The organism is Streptomyces sp. NBC_01171 (genome assembly GCF_045039805.1).
Lineage (GTDB): Bacteria > Actinomycetota > Actinomycetes > Streptomycetales > Streptomycetaceae > Streptomyces.
In genome coordinates, this window is the sequence record NZ_CP108609.1 from 6,443,617 (window position 1) to 6,461,492 (window position 17,876).

The 17,876-nt window shown below is 69.4% G+C and carries 17 protein-coding genes and 2 pseudogenes; 9 read left to right on the forward strand and 10 right to left on the reverse strand.

Translation table 11 applies throughout. From position 1 onward, the window contains the following. Nucleotides 1-15 precede the first annotated feature (15 nt). Nucleotides 16-840, reverse strand: a complete 825-nt coding sequence (locus tag OG448_RS29815; protein WP_405558441.1) for an ABC transporter permease — start codon at nucleotides 838-840, stop codon at nucleotides 16-18. Next, entirely contained in the window at nucleotides 837-1,442 is a 606-nt protein-coding gene (locus tag OG448_RS29820) for an ABC transporter ATP-binding protein (protein ID WP_405558443.1), read from the reverse strand. Before OG448_RS29820 ends, OG448_RS29815 begins: the two co-directional genes overlap by 4 nt. A gap of 373 nt (nucleotides 1,443-1,815) precedes the next feature. On the opposite strand from OG448_RS29820, the gene OG448_RS29825 reads away from it, so the two are divergent. Both OG448_RS29825 and OG448_RS29830 read left to right on the forward strand, forming a co-directional pair. Then, complete coding sequence (locus tag OG448_RS29825; RefSeq protein ID WP_171987478.1) at nucleotides 1,816-1,971, forward strand: hypothetical protein; 156 nt, start codon at nucleotides 1,816-1,818, stop codon at nucleotides 1,969-1,971. A gap of 410 nt (nucleotides 1,972-2,381) precedes the next feature. Next, nucleotides 2,382-3,161, forward strand: a complete 780-nt coding sequence (locus OG448_RS29830) for a hemolysin III family protein (RefSeq protein ID WP_405558445.1) — start codon at nucleotides 2,382-2,384, stop codon at nucleotides 3,159-3,161. A 144-nt stretch (nucleotides 3,162-3,305) separates the two neighbouring features. On the opposite strand, the gene OG448_RS29835 is transcribed toward OG448_RS29830, so the two are convergent. The 4 genes from OG448_RS29835 to OG448_RS29850 form a co-directional block, all read right to left on the reverse strand. Next, nucleotides 3,306-3,614: an SCO5918 family protein gene (locus OG448_RS29835; protein WP_405558447.1), complete on the reverse strand. Its 309-nt coding sequence runs from the start codon at nucleotides 3,612-3,614 to the stop codon at nucleotides 3,306-3,308. A 42-nt stretch (nucleotides 3,615-3,656) separates the two neighbouring features. Further along, nucleotides 3,657-4,058 (reverse strand): CBS domain-containing protein, encoded by a 402-nt coding sequence (locus OG448_RS29840; protein ID WP_405558449.1) that lies wholly within the window; start codon nucleotides 4,056-4,058, stop codon nucleotides 3,657-3,659. A gap of 48 nt (nucleotides 4,059-4,106) precedes the next feature. Continuing rightward, on the reverse strand, nucleotides 4,107-5,603 hold the full coding sequence (locus OG448_RS29845; protein ID WP_405558450.1) for a DEAD/DEAH box helicase: 1,497 nt from the start codon (nucleotides 5,601-5,603) through the stop codon (nucleotides 4,107-4,109). 334 nt (nucleotides 5,604-5,937) lie between these two features. Next, a complete protein-coding gene (locus OG448_RS29850) occupies nucleotides 5,938-6,141 on the reverse strand; it encodes a cold-shock protein (RefSeq protein ID WP_030817331.1) in 204 nt (67 codons plus the stop codon). A 727-nt stretch (nucleotides 6,142-6,868) separates the two neighbouring features. Between OG448_RS29850 and OG448_RS29855 the strand changes: the two are divergent. After that, nucleotides 6,869-7,022, forward strand: a pseudogene (locus OG448_RS29855) (IS5/IS1182 family transposase); the annotation flags it as partial. 162 nt (nucleotides 7,023-7,184) lie between these two features. On the opposite strand, the gene OG448_RS29860 reads toward OG448_RS29855, so the two are convergent. After that, nucleotides 7,185-8,117 (reverse strand): LysR family transcriptional regulator, encoded by a 933-nt coding sequence (locus OG448_RS29860; RefSeq protein ID WP_405558452.1) that lies wholly within the window; start codon nucleotides 8,115-8,117, stop codon nucleotides 7,185-7,187. A 111-nt stretch (nucleotides 8,118-8,228) separates the two neighbouring features. Between OG448_RS29860 and OG448_RS29865 the strand changes: the two genes are divergently transcribed. From OG448_RS29865 to OG448_RS29875, 3 genes and pseudogenes are all read left to right on the forward strand, one after another. After that, nucleotides 8,229-9,074: an alpha/beta hydrolase gene (locus OG448_RS29865; RefSeq protein WP_405558454.1), complete on the forward strand. Its 846-nt coding sequence runs from the start codon at nucleotides 8,229-8,231 to the stop codon at nucleotides 9,072-9,074. Between the two features lie 421 nt (nucleotides 9,075-9,495). Continuing rightward, nucleotides 9,496-9,930 (forward strand): annotated as a pseudogene (locus OG448_RS29870) (ISAzo13-like element transposase-related protein); the annotation flags it as partial. Next, nucleotides 9,824-10,126, forward strand: a complete 303-nt coding sequence (locus OG448_RS29875; RefSeq protein WP_405558455.1) for an ISAzo13-like element transposase-related protein — start codon at nucleotides 9,824-9,826, stop codon at nucleotides 10,124-10,126. The pseudogene OG448_RS29870 and the gene OG448_RS29875, both read left to right, overlap by 107 nt. 97 nt (nucleotides 10,127-10,223) lie before the next feature. Here the strand turns inward: OG448_RS29875 and OG448_RS29880 are convergent, their stop codons facing one another. Then, entirely contained in the window at nucleotides 10,224-11,525 is a 1,302-nt protein-coding gene (locus tag OG448_RS29880; RefSeq protein ID WP_405558457.1) for a cytochrome P450, read from the reverse strand. Nucleotides 11,526-11,741: 216 nt separating this feature from the next. Here OG448_RS29880 and OG448_RS29885 point away from each other — a divergent pair, with 216 nt between their 5' ends. Together OG448_RS29885 and OG448_RS29890 are read left to right on the forward strand one after the other, a co-directional pair. Further along, nucleotides 11,742-13,430 carry an FAD-dependent oxidoreductase gene (locus OG448_RS29885; protein ID WP_405559037.1) on the forward strand — a complete coding sequence of 563 codons (1,689 nt, stop codon included), beginning with the start codon at nucleotides 11,742-11,744 and terminating at the stop codon, nucleotides 13,428-13,430. 50 nt (nucleotides 13,431-13,480) lie between these two features. After that, nucleotides 13,481-14,509 carry an amidohydrolase family protein gene (locus OG448_RS29890; protein WP_405558459.1) on the forward strand — a complete coding sequence of 343 codons (1,029 nt, stop codon included), beginning with the start codon at nucleotides 13,481-13,483 and terminating at the stop codon, nucleotides 14,507-14,509. 134 nt (nucleotides 14,510-14,643) lie between these two features. On the opposite strand, the gene OG448_RS29895 is transcribed toward OG448_RS29890, so the two are convergent. Next, nucleotides 14,644-15,723 carry a nitrous oxide reductase family maturation protein NosD gene (locus OG448_RS29895; RefSeq protein WP_405558460.1) on the reverse strand — a complete coding sequence of 360 codons (1,080 nt, stop codon included), beginning with the start codon at nucleotides 15,721-15,723 and terminating at the stop codon, nucleotides 14,644-14,646. Nucleotides 15,724-15,905: 182 nt separating this feature from the next. Here OG448_RS29895 and OG448_RS29900 point away from each other — a divergent pair, with 182 nt between their 5' ends. Further along, the gene (locus OG448_RS29900; RefSeq protein ID WP_405558462.1) at nucleotides 15,906-16,163 is read left to right on the forward strand and encodes a hypothetical protein; all 258 of its coding nucleotides are present in this window, start codon (nucleotides 15,906-15,908) and stop codon (nucleotides 16,161-16,163) included. Between the two features lie 210 nt (nucleotides 16,164-16,373). On the opposite strand, the gene OG448_RS29905 is transcribed toward OG448_RS29900, so the two are convergent. Next, the gene (locus OG448_RS29905; protein WP_405558463.1) at nucleotides 16,374-17,876 is read right to left on the reverse strand and encodes an MFS transporter; all 1,503 of its coding nucleotides are present in this window, start codon (nucleotides 17,874-17,876) and stop codon (nucleotides 16,374-16,376) included.

Below are 17,876 nucleotides of genomic sequence, written 5' to 3' on the forward strand. Positions count from 1 at the left end.
GGCTGGACGGGTGCGTCAGCTGCCTGGCAGCGTCCGCCGCGCGGCAGGGCCCGGCTCTGGCGCGTCGAACACCGGAGTGGAAGACAGGGCGCTGCGGGTGCGCCACTGGAAGGTCAGCAGGCCCAACAGCGCTGCCGCAGCGAACCAGGTCAGCTCGATGAGCAGGTGCCCGGGGGCGGATGTGCTGGAGAAGGCTGCTGCGGTGGCTGCCTGCATGGCGCCGTAGGAAGGCAGGTAGTGCGTGATAGCGCTGTCTGCGCTGGAACTGGAGATGGGGTTCTGTAGCGCGATGTCGACGACACTGGTCATCACGATGGCGAACATGCCTTCCACTTCCTTGCGCAGCAACGCGCCGAAGCCGACTCCGAGTACGCCGTAGGTCAGCCCGGCGCTGAAGAGGGCTGCGGCGAGCAGGGCCGGCTGACGCGGAGCCCAGGCCAGGTACATGACCGCTGTCGCGTAGGCGGCCACCAGAGCGGACGCGAGAGCGAGGCCGGCCAACTTCGCCGCGACCAGATGAGGTCGTGGATAGCCGGCCATCACAAGGCGCCGATCGAACAAGCTGCCGTTGAACGTCGCGGCGAACATCAAGAACCCGGTGATCAAGGTGACCGCGTTCAGCGCACCGCTGACCGCGGTGAGCTCGTTGCCATGAGGCGCCAGGAGCTCTCCCGTGGTCTGCAGTCGCACCCGCACCGGCCTGTCCGGCATCGACACGTACGCCAGAAGCGTCCACACGGGAAGGAAGACCGCGATGAGCACCGCGGCGAATCGGTTACGGGCGTGCTCGGCCACCGCGTACCGCGTGGCCGTGCCGAGCAGCATCATCTGCGCTCTCATGCCGCTTCCCTCCCCTGCGCCTGGAGACGACCGCCGTTCAGGCGCCACAATTCGTCCAAGCGCTCGGTGTCGTAGGCGAGATGAGAGACCACCAGAACTGAACGCCCCCGCTCGCGCAACCGGGATGCGAGCTCCCAGAACCGCAGGTAGGTGTCCCAGTCGAAGCCCTGATAGGGCTCATCCAACAGCAGCACCTGCGGGTCGTGCATCAACGCCAACGTCACGTTCAGCTTCTGCCGCGTCCCTCCGCTGAGCACGCCGGCCCGCTCGTCCAGGTATTCGGCGAAACCGAGCACATCCATGACCTCCCTCGCATAGCCAAGGCTGTCGAGACGGAATGCCGCCTGGAAGAACGTCAAATGCTGCCGCACCGTCAGTGCATCGTTCACCACTACCTGCTGCGGGCAGTAGCCGAACCGGCCACCGTGACGAACACTGCCCCGTGAGGGGCGCAACTCCCCAGCGAGAATCTTCAGCAGGGTGGACTTGCCCGCACCGTTCTCCCCCACCACCCCGGTCAACGATCCGGCAGGCAGGGTGAAGTCGACACCCCGCAGCACCAGCCTCTTGCCATAGTGATGGTGTACATCCACGACTTCCACGCCGCGACACTCCTACGCTGCTTGCCTAGACGACCGCAGGCTCTAACGAACGCGACCGGCCACGGGCACGCAGCCACACGGTGGTCCCAGCGGGTGAGCGTCCCCACCGGAATTGGCCGGCAATGCCCAAGAGGAGCGCGAAGGTTCACCAGAGATCGTCCCGCAGCCCGGAAGCGTTGGCCATGGTGAGTTCCATGGGGGAAAGAAGGCTGGCGGGACCGTCCTTCCCGGAAACGTATTGCAGGGTGCTCCGTCAGATGGCAGGTGATCCCATGCTGTCTGCGACCCAGGGCTGTCGCCCGTCTGGATGAGGGTCCTCGTCTTTTGGGCCGCACCTCTCTAACGTGGGCGGCAGCCGCCGAAGGGAGGCGCCATGTCGGACGATCCGACGGGCCCGTTGGGTACGGCAATGCGGGAGGTCACGTTCCCGGACCAGTCTCGAGGGATCATCTTGGTGCGTGCGGGGACACCGCAGGACGAGGCCGAGGCAATGGCCGCCCGGGTGTGGGCCGAGATGCCGGAAGGTTGACCCACATGAGCGCAGGTGTCCCGTATCGTCCTCACGCGTCATCGCCTGGGGAGGAGGCGCGGTAGCGGTCTCTGCGACGAGGTCGAGGCCACTCAGGGTGAGACGTCGGCGCCGCGTCCCGCCGCCTGGTGCGCCTGCTGGCTGCCACGAGAACTGTCGCGTCGTCCGCCCCATGGCCGGTGCGCGTTGCCGGGTGGAGAGCAGGTGGTGAAGAACGGGTTCGCGGAAGGCGGCCGAGGAGACCTCGTCGGCCAGTCGGCTTACACGGCTTTGACGGGCCCCAGGGTGGTAGGCCCCCGGGGCCGGCGCATTCTGATGGCAGTGCTGACCCCGCCTGGCGCTCCTGGTCTGGCGGTGGGAGCTCGACCTTCGGCAAGGCGGCTTTTCCGGCAGGCCTCTAGCATGATCGGATGGTTTTCGATGATATCCATGGGGCCGAGACGGTACGGGGAGTTGCGGCGGGGGACGCCGTAGGCGGTCTCTCCGGCGGATCACACCGTGGCGATGGCGGGGAGAGTTCTCGTCCTGTTGCCGATCTGGCCGGGTGGGCGGCGGACCTGGTCGAGCCGGTCAAGCCGAAGCTGCGTGGCTGGTTGCACGCCGTGATGGTCCCTGCCTCGTTGAGTGCCGGCATCGTTCTGATCTGTCTGGCGCGGACCGAGCAGGCGGTTGTGGCGTGCACCGTGTACGCCGTGACCGCGTTGCTGTTGTTCGGGACGAGCGCGGTCTACCACCTGGGCACCTGGGGGCCGCTGGGCGAGGCCGTTCTGCGTCGCCTCGACCACGCCAACATCTTCCTGATCATCGCCGGAACCTGCACCCCTTTGGCCGTGCTCCTTCCCTCTGACCGGCAGGCTCTGCTGCTGTGGATCGTGTGGGCGGGTGCGCTGGCCGGCATCGCCTTTCGTGTCCTGTGGGTCAGTGCTCCCCGCTGGCTGTACACCCCCTGCTACCTGGCTCTGGGGTGGGCACCGGTGCGTTACCTGCCCGACTTCCTGCACACCGGCGGAGCGGCCGTAGTCACCCTGATAGTGGTCGGCGGTCTCCTCTACAGCGCGGGAGCGGTGGTGTACGCCGTCCGACGCCCCAACCCCTCGCCCTGCTGGTTCGGTTTCCACGAGGTGTTCCACGCTCTGACCGTGGCAGCCTTCACCGCGCACTACATCGCCATCTCCCTCGCCGTCTACTGACCCCCGCAGCGGGAATCGCCCCTGCGTCACGGTGCTCTCGCCCTACTCGCGCACCGATCGGGGGAGTGCGACATGCGGTGAGGGCCCGGCCAGCGCGCGCTGGCCGGGCCCTCACCGCTGCTTGGGCGGGCCTGTCCGCGTCGGTCAGGCGGCCAGGGGTGTCCCGAGCATCGCGGAGGCCCGCTGCAAGGGGCTTTCGATGCGGGTCGGGACGGCCTCGGGCCGGGTGCGGCAGGTGAAGCCGAGTCGGGCCATGGCCCTCAGGACTTCGCCGGTGCTGAAGTCGCGGCGGTCCTGGCGGGTGATGACCTGGCCGACCTGCTTGGCGGGGTAGTGGCGTCGTCCGATGATCACGGACTCGCCGGTGACGGGTTCGGGTTTGATGCCATTCATCGATTCCAGCACGCCGCTCTTGGTCAGGTCGAACGGGAAGCGGGCGATGACACAGCGCATGATGCCTCACAGGCAGGAGAGGAGACGGGACGGGCCGGTGGTTCAGCGGGAGCGAGCGAGGACGCCCAGGGCGTTGCCGCGTTCGTCGACCACGGGCACGGGCCCGAGCCGCCCGAAAGGCACCCCGTTCTCGGCTCTTTCCCCCGCGGCCCACGGTGAGACGGAGGGCTCGCTGCTGTGGGTGATGTCGCCGAGGCGGACCCGGTCGGTGTATCCGATGCTGTCCCGAACGGCGGTGAGCTGGGACTGGGTGACCAGGCCGACACACTGGCCGTCCTCGTCGCAGACGAGCAGATACTGCGTACGTGCGGCGGCCATGACGGACAGCGCCACCTCGACGGTCATGTCGTACCAGACCTGCGGCCCGGCCGCGTTCACGACGTCGACCACCGTGCCTCGCACGGGGCGAGCGCTCACGGAGCGAGTGTCCAACGTTCCCAGCATCAAAGGGTGCCTCCTGCGCAGACGGACGGATTTCTGACCAAGACGTTTCTATGCGGCCGCACCGGCGGTGGACTGGAGTGCGGGGGCGCGGCGGGGAGCCGAGGAGGGGCGGCGTCGGCCCCGGGAGGTGGCACCGCGCTTCTTGGGGCGTTCGGCGACCGGTGCGGTGATGACGACCGGGATGCCGGTCGGGGCTTGGGCTCCGGTGATCCGGCTGAGGGTCTCGTCGCCGGAGCGGACCTGGGTGGTCTGCGGCCGGATTCCGGCGTCCGACATGAGGCGGGTCATGCCGCGGCGCTGGCTCGGGGTGACGAGGGTGACGACGCTGCCGGACTCGCCCGCGCGGGCGGTGCGGCCGCCGCGGTGGAGGTAGTCCTTGTGGTCGGTCGGAGGATCGACGTTGACGACGAGGTCGAGGTTGTCGACGTGGATGCCGCGTGCCGCGACATTGGTCGCCACCAGCACGTTGACGTGCCCGGTCTTGAACTGCGCCAGGGTGCGGGTGCGCTGCGGCTGCGACTTCCCACCGTGCAGGGCCGCGGCCCGTACCCCGCTGCTCAGCAGGTGCTCGGTGAGGCGGTCGACGGCGTGCTTGGTGTCGAGGAACATGATCACGCGGCCGTCGCGGGCGGCGATCTCGGTGGTGGCCGCGTGCTTGTCGGCGCCGTGGACGTGCAGCACGTGGTGCTCCATCGTCGTGACCGCTCCGGCCGAGGGGTCGACGGAGTGCACCACGGGATCGCTGAGGTAGCGGCGCACCAGCAGGTCGACGTTGCGGTCGAGCGTCGCGGAGAACAGCATGCGCTGACCGTCCGGGCGTACCTGGTCGAGGAGGGCCGTGACCTGGGGCATGAACCCCATGTCGGCCATCTGGTCGGCCTCGTCGAGGACGGTGACACAGACCTGGTCCAGCCGGCATTCGCCCCGGTCGATGAGGTCCTTGAGACGCCCCGGCGTGGCGACGACCACCTCGGCGCCACCGCGCAGCGCGCTCGCCTGCCGGCCGATCGACATGCCGCCCACGACCGTGGCCAGCCGCAGCTTCACGGAACGGGCGTACGGGGCGAGCGCGTCGGTGACCTGCTGCGCCAGCTCACGCGTCGGTACGAGGACCAGCCCCAGCGGCTGCCGGGCCTCGGCGCGCCGCCCGGCGGTCCGGGCCAGCAGCGCGAGCCCGAAGGCGAGGGTCTTGCCGGAACCGGTGCGGCCACGGCCCAACACGTCCCGGCCCGCGAGGGAGTTCGGCAGGGTCGCGGCCTGGATCGGGAACGGCACGGTCACGCCCTGCGAGCCGAGCGCGGCCAGCAACTCCCGTGGCATGTCCAGATCAGCGAAGCTCTCCACGGCGGGAAGCGCAGGAGTCGTCGTCGCGGGGAGAGCGAACTCCCCCTGAAGCGCGGCGGGCCGGCGGCCGTAACCGCCGGAGCGGATCGGGCCGGCCGACCGGCGCGGGGCCGACGAGCCGAAGCGGCTGCCACCCTTTCCGGAGTCGTCACTGCCGTTACGGGTGCGGGCGTAGCGGTCGTTCGTGCGTGTGCGGTTCATGCGGAACCTTCCTCGATGCGGCACATCTCAAGGAATTCCCGCAGCAATGAGCGGCACGGGGAATTGCAAGAATTGGCCGTGGGGTGGCAGCTTGCACTCGCACGGATTATCCGTCGCCAGATTCGCAAGCGCTGAAATAAGTGGCGCGGTGTGGGCTCAGTATGCGAAGCGCCCACTGCGCTGGGAGAGGGTGCGTCTGCACCCCTGCAGGAAGATCCGTCCGGTGAGCCTACGGATTCCTGGGTGTCGTCCACAAAACTGTGGGAAATGCATGTAGCTGGGGCCCGCACCCCGAGGGATGCGGGCCCCAGCTACAAGTATGCGACAGTCAGCGTCAGGCGAGAACGATGTTCTCGGCCGTCGGGCCCTTCTGACCCTGCGCGATGTCGAAGTTCACCTTCTGGCCCTCGAGCAGCTCGCGGAAGCCCTGGGCGGCGATGTTCGAGTAGTGGGCGAACACGTCGGCGCCGCCACCGTCCTGCTCGATGAAGCCGAAGCCCTTTTCCGCGTTGAACCACTTCACGGTACCAGCAGCCATGTTATTTCTCCTTTGGGGCAGTGCATCGGAGCCCGCACCGTGCGGACTCCGTGTCGCCGCGATGATCACCCCGCCCGGAAAAATACCGGAAATACAAAAGCGCTCCCAGCGGCACAGAACCGACCGGAGCACTTGAAGTTTCGGGAACCACAACTGCAACTGAGGACGACAGTAGCACGCCGCAGAAGCCAGTGTGCGGTGAAGAACGCCACCTGTTTTATTGCGGCAGAGAATCTATCCGCACGCCCCTTTTAAATCTCAGCCCGCGGGCACAGATATTTACCCACCCGCGCGACGTCATATTTTGCGTGCCGCGCTTGCGCGATCTGGTCCCACGCCACGCCTCGAAGGCCAGCTGTCGGACTCGAGCTGGAGTTGGGCTCACCACCTTCGCCACCGCGCCGCCGATACTCGCCGGTGAACTCCCCGGCCGCGTTGCTGAGCTGACCCCTCGCCCACGAGTCCCACTGGGGCCAGGAGAAGACGCAGTCGCCTACCAGTTCCGCATGACCCCACCGCCGCCAAACCCAAGACCTTCCACTGCGGGGGCGGCCGGCCCCCAGCATCGTGAGCGGCAGCCGAGCAGGATGTTGGCCCGCCCGGCGGGATGCCTGCTCGAACTGGCCTGCAGCCTCATATGCCTCCGCCGCCTATGAACTTCACTCAGACATGAGCAGTAAGGGCCGCGTGCTGGGGACCGGTGTTCGCATGCTGGGCGAACTACGCCGTCGACCGCCACGGAACACCGCTCGCCGTCACGCTCACCTCAGCTGCCGCCACGACAGCACCCAACTCCTGCCACTGCTGGACGCGGACACGCCCATCCGGGGACTTCGCGGACGCCCCGGCGCAAGCCCCGAAGCCTGGAAGCCGCGTCAGGTCTGCGCTCAGCCTCTTCGGTGACTGCGGCAAGCGGTGACGGTGGCGGGCTGCGGGCCGACGCATTGTTCTGAGACTCGCTCGTGTACGCCGTGCGCCTCACGCCGAGGCCGACCCCTGCCGGAAGGCCGGACACCCGCATGCAAAGGGAAGATCGGCCCGAATCAGGTGTGGGGCCGGAGACGGTCGTCGAGCGCGGCACCGACGTCGGGGCAGTTCTTCCGGATGGTGTCGAGGAAGGCGCGCAGCACCGGGGAGTGATTGCGGGCCGCGAAGGACAGGACGAGATCGGGCAGGGGTGAGCGCGGGGTCACGTCACAGAACCGCACTCCCGGGCGCGGGACCGCCCTCATGCGGGACGGCCCCAGGCCGACGCCCACGCCTGAGGCGGCGAGGCCGATGATCGTGTGGACGTCCCTCGCGACGGTCGCGCCGCCGAGAGCCGATGAGTCCGCGCCCAGCAGGGTGCGCAGCCCGGCGACCACAGCGGGCTCGTCCTCGCCGGCCGAAACGATCAGCGGCTGTCGACGCAACTGATCGGCGCTTACCGCTTGTTGACCCGCGAACGGGTGCACCGTACTCACCACGGCGATCACGTGGTCGTGTCCGACGGGAACGGACACGAGATGCTCGGCTCCGGCACCCCGTGGAGCGCCGAGGGTGAGGGCCACGTCCAGCTCCCCGGCGACGAGAGCTGGGCCGCTGCGGCTGGTTGCCATCTCGTGCAGTTCCAGTCTCACATCGGGCCGTTCACGGCCGAACCGGCTCAGGACGCCCGGCAGCGGGTCGAGCAGTGCTGAGGCGATGAAGCCGAGGCGCAGACGTCCCGTCTCGCCGCGCGCGGCCCGGCCCGCGTCGACCGTGGCCGCCGCGATCTCGTCGAGCGCCCGGCGCGCCCGCGCGAGGAACGCCTCGCCGGCGGCGGTCGGGAACACCCCCTGACGTGTGCGGTCGAAGAGCCGGGCCCCGACCTCGCGCTCCAGGTCGGCGATCTGCTTGGACAGCGGCGGCTGCGCGATACCCAGCTCGGCGGCCGCCCGGCCGAAGTGTTCGTGCGCGGCGAGAGCAATCGCGTACCGCAGGTGTCGCGCTTCCATAACCCGCCCTCCGTCCCACCGGCCGCCGGTGGCGATACCTCAAAGATATCGCCATGCCACTTATCAGATCTATGAATGGATGGCGCCGTGGTTTCTGTCTGGAATGGAGCCATGAAGAACGTCCCTCCGACCGACACCGTCTTCGTCTTCGTGCACGGCGCCTGGCACAGCTCCGGACAGTGGGCGGCGACGCAGCGCGCCCTGGCCGGACTCGGCGCCGCAAGCGTGGCCGTCGACATGCCGGGGCACGGCTTCGACGCACCCCTGCCCACCGGGTACCTGCTGCCCGGCCAGCCGGGCCTGCTGACCGAGAAGTCCCAGCTCGCCACCTTGACGATGGACGACTGCGCCGAGGCAGTACTGGGCGTCCTGCACCAGGTGCGTCACCACCGCACTGTCGTGCTCGTCGCGCACAGCGCGGGCGGGGGTCCCGCGTCCCTGGCCGCGGAGCGGGCGCCCGAATTGGTGGACCAGATCGTCTACCTGTCCGCTTTCGTCCCGGGCGGGCGGCCACGGTTCTTCGACTATCTGGGATCACCCGAGAACGCCTCCGCGCTGGGCCAGAACCTGACCCTCGGCGACCCCGAGGCCCTGGGCGCCGTACGGATCAATCCGCTCTCGCCGGACCCTGCCTACCTCGACGAACTGCGGGAAACCCACTACCACGACACCCCCCTGGACCGGTTCGACCGGTGGCGGTCCGCGCTGAGCCCCGATCTGCCCCTGGCGATCCCGACGGCTCCGGTCACCTTGACCGCGGCACGATGGGGACGAATTCCCCGAACTTTCCTGCGCTGCGCCGAGGATCGGGCACTGGCACCGGCCGCGCAGGACCTGATGATCGCGGAAGCCGACCGGGCCTTCCCCGGCAACCCGTTCACCGTGCGTACCCTGCCCGGCAGCCATAGCCCGTTCGCCGCCCGGCCGGCCGAGCTCGCCGCGGTCCTCGCGCCGTGAGCCGGCATCGGCCCATGAAAGGTTCCCCGTCCTTGAGCGGGGGACGGCTCTCGGCCGGTGGCGACGGGCGGCTCATCCTGCCGGTCGTGCTGAGCGCGACATTCGTGCAGTTGCTCAACGTCGCCGTCGCGCAGATCGCCGCCCCGGCGATCCGGGCCGACCTGGGTGCCGACGAGCCGGGCGGCAGCGAGGCTGCTGATGGCCGCGGAGGCCCGTGTCCTGGGACACGGCGGTGCTCGGGCCGTTGCGCGGGCGGCCTCGGTGAGCGAGACGACGGTCCGCAAGGGCGTGTTCGAACTGGAGACCGGTGAGGAGCCTCTGGGGCGGGTGAGGCGGAGGCCGCAAGAGGGTCGCAGATCTCGATCCGGGGCTGCGGCCGGCACTGCTGGCGCTGGTCGAGCCGGACGAGCGCGATGATCCGATGTCGCCACTTCGGTGGACGGTCAAGTCGACCCGCAACCTCGCGCGGGAGCTGGCTCGGGCCGGGCACGAGGTCAGTGCGGACACCGTCGCCGACCTGCTGCGGGAGGAAGACTGCAGCCTGCAGGCCAACGCCAAGACCATCGAGGGAAGCGAGCATCCGGACCGGGATGCCCAGTTCCGCTGTCTCAACGAGCAGGCCCGCGATCACCGGGACGCCGGCCAGCCGGTGATCAGCGTGGACACCAAGAAGAAGGAGCTCGTCGGCGAGTTCAAGAACAGCGGCTGCCAGTGGCGGCCTGCGGCTGATCCGGTGCCGGTGAACGTCCATGACTTCGCCGACCCGCAGCCGGGCAAGGCAGCCCCCGCCGGGGATCTACGATGTCGCGGCGAACACCGACTGGGTCAACGTGGGCACCGATCACGACACCGCCGCGTTCGCAGTGGAATCCACCGCCGCTGGTGGTGTGGCCAGGGCCGGGCAGCTTACGGTTCCGAGCGGACCGGCACACCGCGACCAGGGCCGGCCAGGCCCTGGCTGCCTGAGCCGCGCCGCCTCAGAGGGTCGGCGGGTCGGACCCGATCCCCGCGACGCGACGCCCCGGCTCCGCGACATCGCCAGCCCTGCCTGATGTGGACGAACGACGTCTCGAACGCGCCGCGACCCCGGCGTCGCGCCGGCCGTACCAGCAGCGCGCTTCGCCGGGGTCGCGGGCTACGCCCGTGATGTCACGCGATGTCGGCCATCCCGGCCCCGTGGTCCAGCATCTGGGAGGGGTCCAGGACGACGGGCAGCTCCGTCAGGCCCCGGAACGCGGGGAAGGGGACGGTGAGCCACCGGGCCTCGTCCGCCGGCAGGGCCAGGGTGAGTTTCGGGAAGCGGCGGAAGAGCGAGGCCAGGGCGATCTGCATCTCCATCCTCGCCAGCGGCGCGCCGAGGCAGTAGTGCGGCCCCGTACCGAAGCCCAGGTGGTTGCTCTGCACACCCGGCCGGGCGACGTCGAAGGTGTCGGGGCTCTCGAAGGCAGCGGCGTCCCGGTTGGCCGAGGTGACCGCGATCTGCACCAGCGAACCCTTGGGAATGAGCGTCCCCGCGATGGTGATGTCCTCGAGGGCGTGGCGGAAGGTCGCGTTCTCGACCGAGCCCTCGAAGCGGATGATCTCCTCGATCGCGTTCGGGAGGAGGTCGGGTGAGTCGATCACCTGCCTGAGCTGCTCGGGATGGGTGAGCAGGGTGTAGACGGCGTTGCCGATGAGGTAGGCGGTCGTCTTGTGGCCCGCGAACAGCAGCACCCACAGCGTGGACAGCAACTCACCGTCCGTCAGCGACTCCTGCTCGTCCTGCGTCTGGATGAGGACGCTGAGCAGATCGTCCTCAGGGGCCTTGCGCTTACGGGCGATCAGGACCTCGAAGTACTCCCGGAGAGTGTTCTCCGCCTCGGCCAGGCGATCCTTGTCCTTCTTGCTGAAACCGGTCCGCGCGACGACGCTGCACCACTTCTGGACCTCCTGCCGCTCCTCCTCGGGGACGCCGATGAGCTCGCAGATCACCTGCAGGGGCAGCGGGAAGGCGAAGGCCGACAGCAGGTCGACGGGCTGCAGGGTGGAGCAGTTGTCGAGCAGCGTGTCGGTGAGCTCCTGGATCCGTGGGCGCAGCGCCTCGATACGGCGGGGCACGAAGGCACGGTTGACGAGCCGGCGCAGCCGCGTGTGCTTCGGCGGGTCGGCGAACAGCATGTTGTCGTCCAGGGCGATGGAGGAGTCGCCGAAGATGGACCGGTAGGCGTCGATGGCCGCGTACATGTCCTTGCTGATCCTCGGGTCGGCCAGGGCGGCCTTCGCGTCCTCGAACCGCGTGATCAGGTACGAGTCCACACCGTGCGGCGGGGTGATGCGGCAGACGGGAGCGTTCTCCCGCAGGTGCTGGTAGAGGGGGTGGGGGTTGGCCCGGTACTCCGGGCAACCACGGGATGCCGCGTCCACCGCCCGGGCTGTCTCGTCCGCGGTCTCCTGCTCCTGCATCTGAGTCATCGACGGCCCTTCTTCTCTTCCCACGGTGGCACGGGACGGCTGCAACGCTGAAATGCATTGACGCCACTCGGAACCGGAAAACGCGATTCACCCTGACGCGGACCCATGTCGTCGGCACGGTACGGAAGTGGAAAGGCAGAGTGCGCCGTCCGGGGGAAGGCTCGATTGCCGACCCCGGGGGGCTGTGACAGGTTCGGACCCAGGGCCGCCGTGAATATGAATCGCTGCCCGAACTACCGCTGGGTCACTGGAGGAGGACGGGCCGTGGACACACGCGACAAAGAAATGGTGCCGGTACTGATCGTGGGCGGTTCGCTTGTCGGACTGTCCGCGTCGGTGTTTCTGGGAAGACTGGGCGTCAGCCATACGGTCGCCGAACGCCGGGCCGCCACTTCCGAACACCCCCGGGGCCGGGGGAACAACATGCGGACGATGGAGTTGTTCCGTACCGCCGGACTGGAACCGGACATCAGAAAGGCCGCGGCCGTCCTGTCCGGCAATCACGGCATCATGCAGACGGACAAGCTGTCGGGCGGCGAGAGCAGATGGCTCTCGGCCCGTCTCACCGGCGGAGCTCCCGAGACGAACGTGTGCTCCACCCGGCGGTGCGCGTGCAGTCAGAACGACCTGGAGCCCGTCCTGCTGGCACACGCCCGTCAACTGGGCGGGGACGTGCGCTTCGGTACGGAGCTGATCTCCTTCACCGAGGACCGGGACGGCGTGACGTGCGAACTGCGCGAGCGGGAGAGCGGCCGGACGTACTCGATGCGCACGGCCTACCTCCTGGCGGCCGACGGGCCTCGCAGCCCCGTGCGCGAACGGCTGGGCATCGGACAGAGCGGCGGGGGCGACCTGTTCCACAACGTCAGCGTCACCTTCCGCAGCAAGCTCCTCCGCCAGGTGGTCGGGGACCAGCGGTTCCTCGTGTGCTACCTGAACGGGACCGAGGGCGAAGGGGTCCTGCTGCCCGTCGACAACGAGGAGAAGTGGGTCTTCCACGTCCCGTGGTTCCCCGAGCGCGGCCAGACGCTCGAGTCCTTCACCGACACGCGCATCGCGGACCACATCAGGGCCGCCGCCGGCGTACGGGACCTGGACGTCGAGGTCACGGGTCGCGCCCCGTGGCACGCGGCGGACCGGGTCGCCGACCGCTACCGGCAGGGCCGCGTCTTCCTCATCGGTGACTCGGCCCACGAGATGCCCCCCACCGGTGCGTTCGGGTCCAACACGGGCATCCAGGACGCGCACAACCTCGCCTGGAAGATCACGGCCGTACTGGGCGGCTGGGCGGGAGAGGGCCTGCTGGACACCTACGAGAACGAACGGCGTCCGGTCGCGCTGGCCACGAGTGCCCGGGCCATCGAGCAGGCCGCACGCGAGCAGCACCCCGGCTACACCGCCGCGCAGGGCACGGGCCAGAGCACGGACCTGATGACCGTGTCCCTCGGCTACCGCTACGTCTCCACGGCCGTGTCCGGCGCCGACACCGACGCGCCGACCATCCCGCAGACGCTCCGCCTGCAGGCGGACCCCGGCACCCGGGCCCCGCACATGACCGTCGTGCACAACGGGGACACCAAGTCGACCATCGACTTGTACGAGCGGTCCTTCGTCCTGCTCTGCGGCCTCGCGGACGGGCCTTGGCCGTCGGCCGCCCACGCCGCGGCGGCCAAGCTCGGCGTCCCCCTGGTGTCCTACCGGGCCGGCGCCGGCCCGGACTTCGACCTCGACACCTCGCCCACCCTGGACGCCGGTGCCGAGGACTGGGCCGCCACGCACGGCGTCACCCCACAGGGCGCGGTGCTCGTGCGCCCCGACGGAATGGTCGCCTGGCGCTCCGGCGACCTCCCCGCGAACCCCGAGGACGAGCTGACGCGCGTTCTGCAAGGCCTTCTCAGCCGCTGATCCCGTCTCCGACGCCCTCCTCCGACCGTGCCACCACAGGGAGCCCTTCCATGCCTCAAGCCGCCGAGACCACCGACCTGCAAGCTCCGGGCGACATAGGCCTGCGCACCGCGCTGAGCGCCGACGACGCCCGGCACGAGCGAATAGACGTCCACCACCACTACACCGCTCCCGAATGGGTGCGGTGGGCCGAGGAGAACGGGATCGCGCACCGTGACAGCCTGCCGCCGTGGACCCGATGGGACGAGGCCGCCGCCCTGGACCTGATGGACCGGACCGGCACGCGCACCAGCATCCTCACCGTCGCCATGCTGGGACGCTTCCAGGACGCCGCGACACGCAAGGAGAGCACGCGGGTCGCCCTCGAGGCCGCCGGCGACCTGACCGTCCGGCACTCCGGCCGCTTCGCCTTCTTCACACCCGTCTTCCTCGACGACGCCGAACTCTCCCGCTGGTCCGTCACCCACGGGATGGACCAGCTCGGCGCGGTGGGCGTCAGCGCGCGCACCAGCACGGGCAACACGTTTCTGGGCGACCCCGGGCTCAACCCGATCATGGCGGAGCTCGACGAACGCGCCGCCGTGATCAGCACGCACCCCATGCAGGTGAACACCTCTGGCGGCCCCAAGGGTGTACCGCCGTTCGTGTGCGACTTCCTCATGGACACGACCCGCGCCGCGCTGAGCCTGATCATGAACGGCACTCTGGACCGTTTCCCGCGGCTCACGTTCATCCTCCCGCACGGCGGCGGGTACCTCCCCTACATCGCGAGCCGGATCGAGGTCTTCGGGCGCCAGCTTGTCCCCGCCGTCGACCCCGGCCGCGTCCGCGACTACCTGCACCGCTTCTACTACGACACGGCCGCGCCCATGTCCCCGTCGGCCACCCCCACACTTCTGGCCGCCGCGGGTTCCTCCCGCATCCTCTACGGAAGCGACTGGCCGCCGACCCCCACCCGCGTGGTCGCCGATGTGACGACGCCCGCTCTGGACAGGGATCCCGCCCTCGGCGACCAGGAGCGCGGTCACATCAACCGCGGGAACGCCCTGCGTCTCCTGCCCGCCCTCGCGCCGGCCTGAGCACGCCCGGGGGCCGTCCCTGTACCGCTTGCGCGAGTGCCGCGGAGAGGCGCTGCCCGGCTCGCCCGGCGCTCGGACGGACGTCGGCCGTGCGGCTCGTCTCACGAGCCGCACGGCCGACGCGCGGGTTCACCTCAGCACAGTCCCGCCGGGATCGAGACCCGGCAGAAGTTGCCGCGGAAGAGGTTGCTCCCCTTCGTGGCGTTCTGGTTGACCAGGTCGGCGGGGGCGTTGGCGGTGATCCAGTTCTCGTCGACGTGGTTCTTCTCGTTGACCGCGCCGACGAAGCTCTTGAACAGCACGATTCCGCCCGACAGCGGGGACCGGCCGCTGTTGCCCGCGACCACGTTGTGCGTCAGCAGCGCGTTCTCCGCGCCGGCCAGCACGATGCCCGAGCCCTGCACGAACGGCAGCCGGGCCGTCTTGGCGCAGTACTTGTTGTTGTGGAGCACCTGGTTGCCGCTGATGGTGAGCGCGCCGGCACGGGGCTTGTTCTCGTCACCGATCACGAGCAGGCCGGCGCAGTTCCCGGTCATGTGGTTCCGCTGGACCGTCAGGTTGCGCAGGCGGAGGATCGTCAGGCCGTTCCGGTTGTCCTGCAGGGCGTTGCCCTCCACGACCAGGCCCCGGCTGTCCGTGGCTCCCTTCTCCGACATCGTCGTGTTGGCGAGGTACAGGCCGGCGTCCCCGTTGCCGCGGGCGACGTTGTCCCTGAACACGCCACGCGTGGAGTGCTCCTGCGAGATGCCCCACTTGCCGTTCCTCTCGGCCCTGACCCGTTGCACGGTCAGGCGGTCGGTGGCCAGGGACCACAGACCGACGCTGGAGAAGCCCGTCACTTTCAGGTCGGAGACGGTCACGTTCGCGACGGGCTTGTTCCTGAGCCCGACCACGCAGATGCCCTTGCCGCCCTCCACGCAGCCGATCGCTCCCTTGCGGCTCGGGGCGGCCTTCTTCTGGGGAGGCACGATCACCGTGCGGGGACCGACGCCGCGCAGCGTCACGCCGGAGGTCTTGACGGTGACGCTCTCGCGGTACGTGCCGGCCTGCACCAAGACCGTGTCACCGGCACGGGCCGCGTTCACCGCCTTCTGGATCGACTCCCCCGGGTGCACCGTCAGGGTTCGCGGTGACGCGGCGGCCGGGAGGACACCGGGGCCCACACCGAGGAGTACGGCGACGAACGCGGCGTACCGAACATGATTCCTTTTCATGTCCGGAAAATAGGACCGGATACCCGGCTGCCCGCGCGACAACTCGCCCGCATACCTCCGGTCGGGCGTACAGGTTCACATCACCGGCCGTGCACCGGCGGTGTCGGAGTATCAGCGGTGGCAGCCCGATCCGGCCGTACCTAGGCTCGCTAACGGAAACGACGCCGCGGGAAGGACACAGAATGCCTCAGCTGGACGAAGAAGAGATCCGCGTCAGCGCGATCGATACGGCGGATCAACCCCGAACGCTCGCAAGTGCACTGCGTTTCGCCGTGAAGGAAACCATGCTGCTGCCGGTGTTCCTGGTCCTCACCGCCATGATGGTGACACTGTGGCTCATGGGTATGCCCTTCATGCAGGCCTTGACCATTTCGACCGCGGTGAAGATTTCGATGGTTCTGTTCGAAACGCGTCGGCGGCCTTGCACGTCGAAGAGTTGACGCGCGGCGCCCCTCTCGGTTCCGGGAACCGGACGGTGCTTGCACGGGGCTGACGACTCGGGGGGCAGGTTACTTCTTCGACGGGCGCTTCTTCGACGGGCAATTCTCCTGCACTGGAGCATTCTCCTGGGCCGGGGCGCACCTCTTCGGGGCCGGGGCACCTCTCCCCGGGGCGGCTGGGCGGCGCACTTCTTCTGTCCCCGCCCGGCCTCAGGCCCCGCGACCCGCCTTCTCGCCGGCTCCGCTCTCCCCGAGGCCCCGCGGCACGGCCGCCGCGAGGCCGTCGCGTCCCGGATGCGCCCGGCGCTCGCGCAGGTCGGCCACCGCCAGGACCAGGGCGACGAGGATGATCGCCGTGGCGGTGAGCAACCCCAGCTGAAGGGCTGTCGTGGAACGGCCGTGGTTGGCGACGTGCGCGAAATAGACGGAGCCGACCACGGCGATACCGGCGGCCGATCCGATGCGCTGCCCGGTCTGCAGCACCCCGCCCGCCGCACCGGCACGTCGTACCGGCACGAGCGTGAGCGTGAGGGTCGTGTTGGGCGAGACCGTGAGTCCGGACCCGATTCCCCCGATGATCAGCGGCAGCGCCATGGCCCAGCCCACGCCGTCCCCGGGCACCAGCCGAACGGCGACGACGACACCGAGCAGCCCGAGAGCCACCCCGCTCAGACCGATGACGACCAGGCTGCGGCCGTAGCGCATCACCAGCCGTCCCCCGATGGCCGCGCCGACCGCCGAGGCGGCCGCGAAGGGCAGGATCGTCACACCCGCGGCGAGCGCGCTGTATCCCGCGGTGTTCTGCAGGAACAGTGACAGGACGAAGAAGATGGTGGTCAGCCCGGCGAAGAACATGAGGCTGATCAGAGCGCCGAGCGTGAAGGAGCGCAGGGAGAACAGCCCGAGGTCGACCAGCGGTGCCTTCCCCAGGCGTCCCTGGGTCCTCTCCCACACCCAGAAGCCCCCGAGCAGCAGTGCGGCCAACGGAATCAGCAGCCACTTCGCCCGGCCCTGCCACTGCTGCTCCTGCACCAGGGGCAGCAGCAGCGCGAGTACGCCCGCACCGAGCAGCAGTACGCCGAACGGGTCGAACTTCTCCCGTCTGTTGCCCGGCACCGGGAGACGGGGCAGCAGCCGGTTCCCCGCGACGAGGGCCGCCACCCCGATCGGCACGTTGACGAAGAACACCCAGCGCCATCCGTCGGCCGTGCCGAACGCGTGGATCAGCAGTCCGCCCGCCAGCGGGCCCACCGCGGTGGACACGGCGACGACGCTGCCGTGGAAGCCGAAGGCCCGGGCTCGCTCGGCACCCTGGAACATCTGCTGGATCAGCCCCGAGGTCTGCGGTGCGACCACACCGGCGGCCGCACCCTGGATCAGCCGGCACACCACCAGCCAGGTGGGGCCGGCGGCGAGGCCGCACGCCACCGACGCGGCCGTGAACACGGCGAGGCCGAACAACAACGCCTGGCGGCGCCCCCGCAGGTCACCCAGTCGTCCCGCCGGTGCCAGCGCGAGCCCGAAGGCGAGGGCGTACCCGGACACCACCCAGGACTGGGTGGCTTCGGACGCACCGAGCCCGCGCTCCATGGAAGGCAGCGCCACGTTCACGATCGAGACGTCGAGCAGCGAGATGAACCCCGCGGTCAGACACACCCCGAGCGCTTTCCACCGCCGGTCGTCGAGAGCAGGCCGGGCCATTTCTGTGGTCAT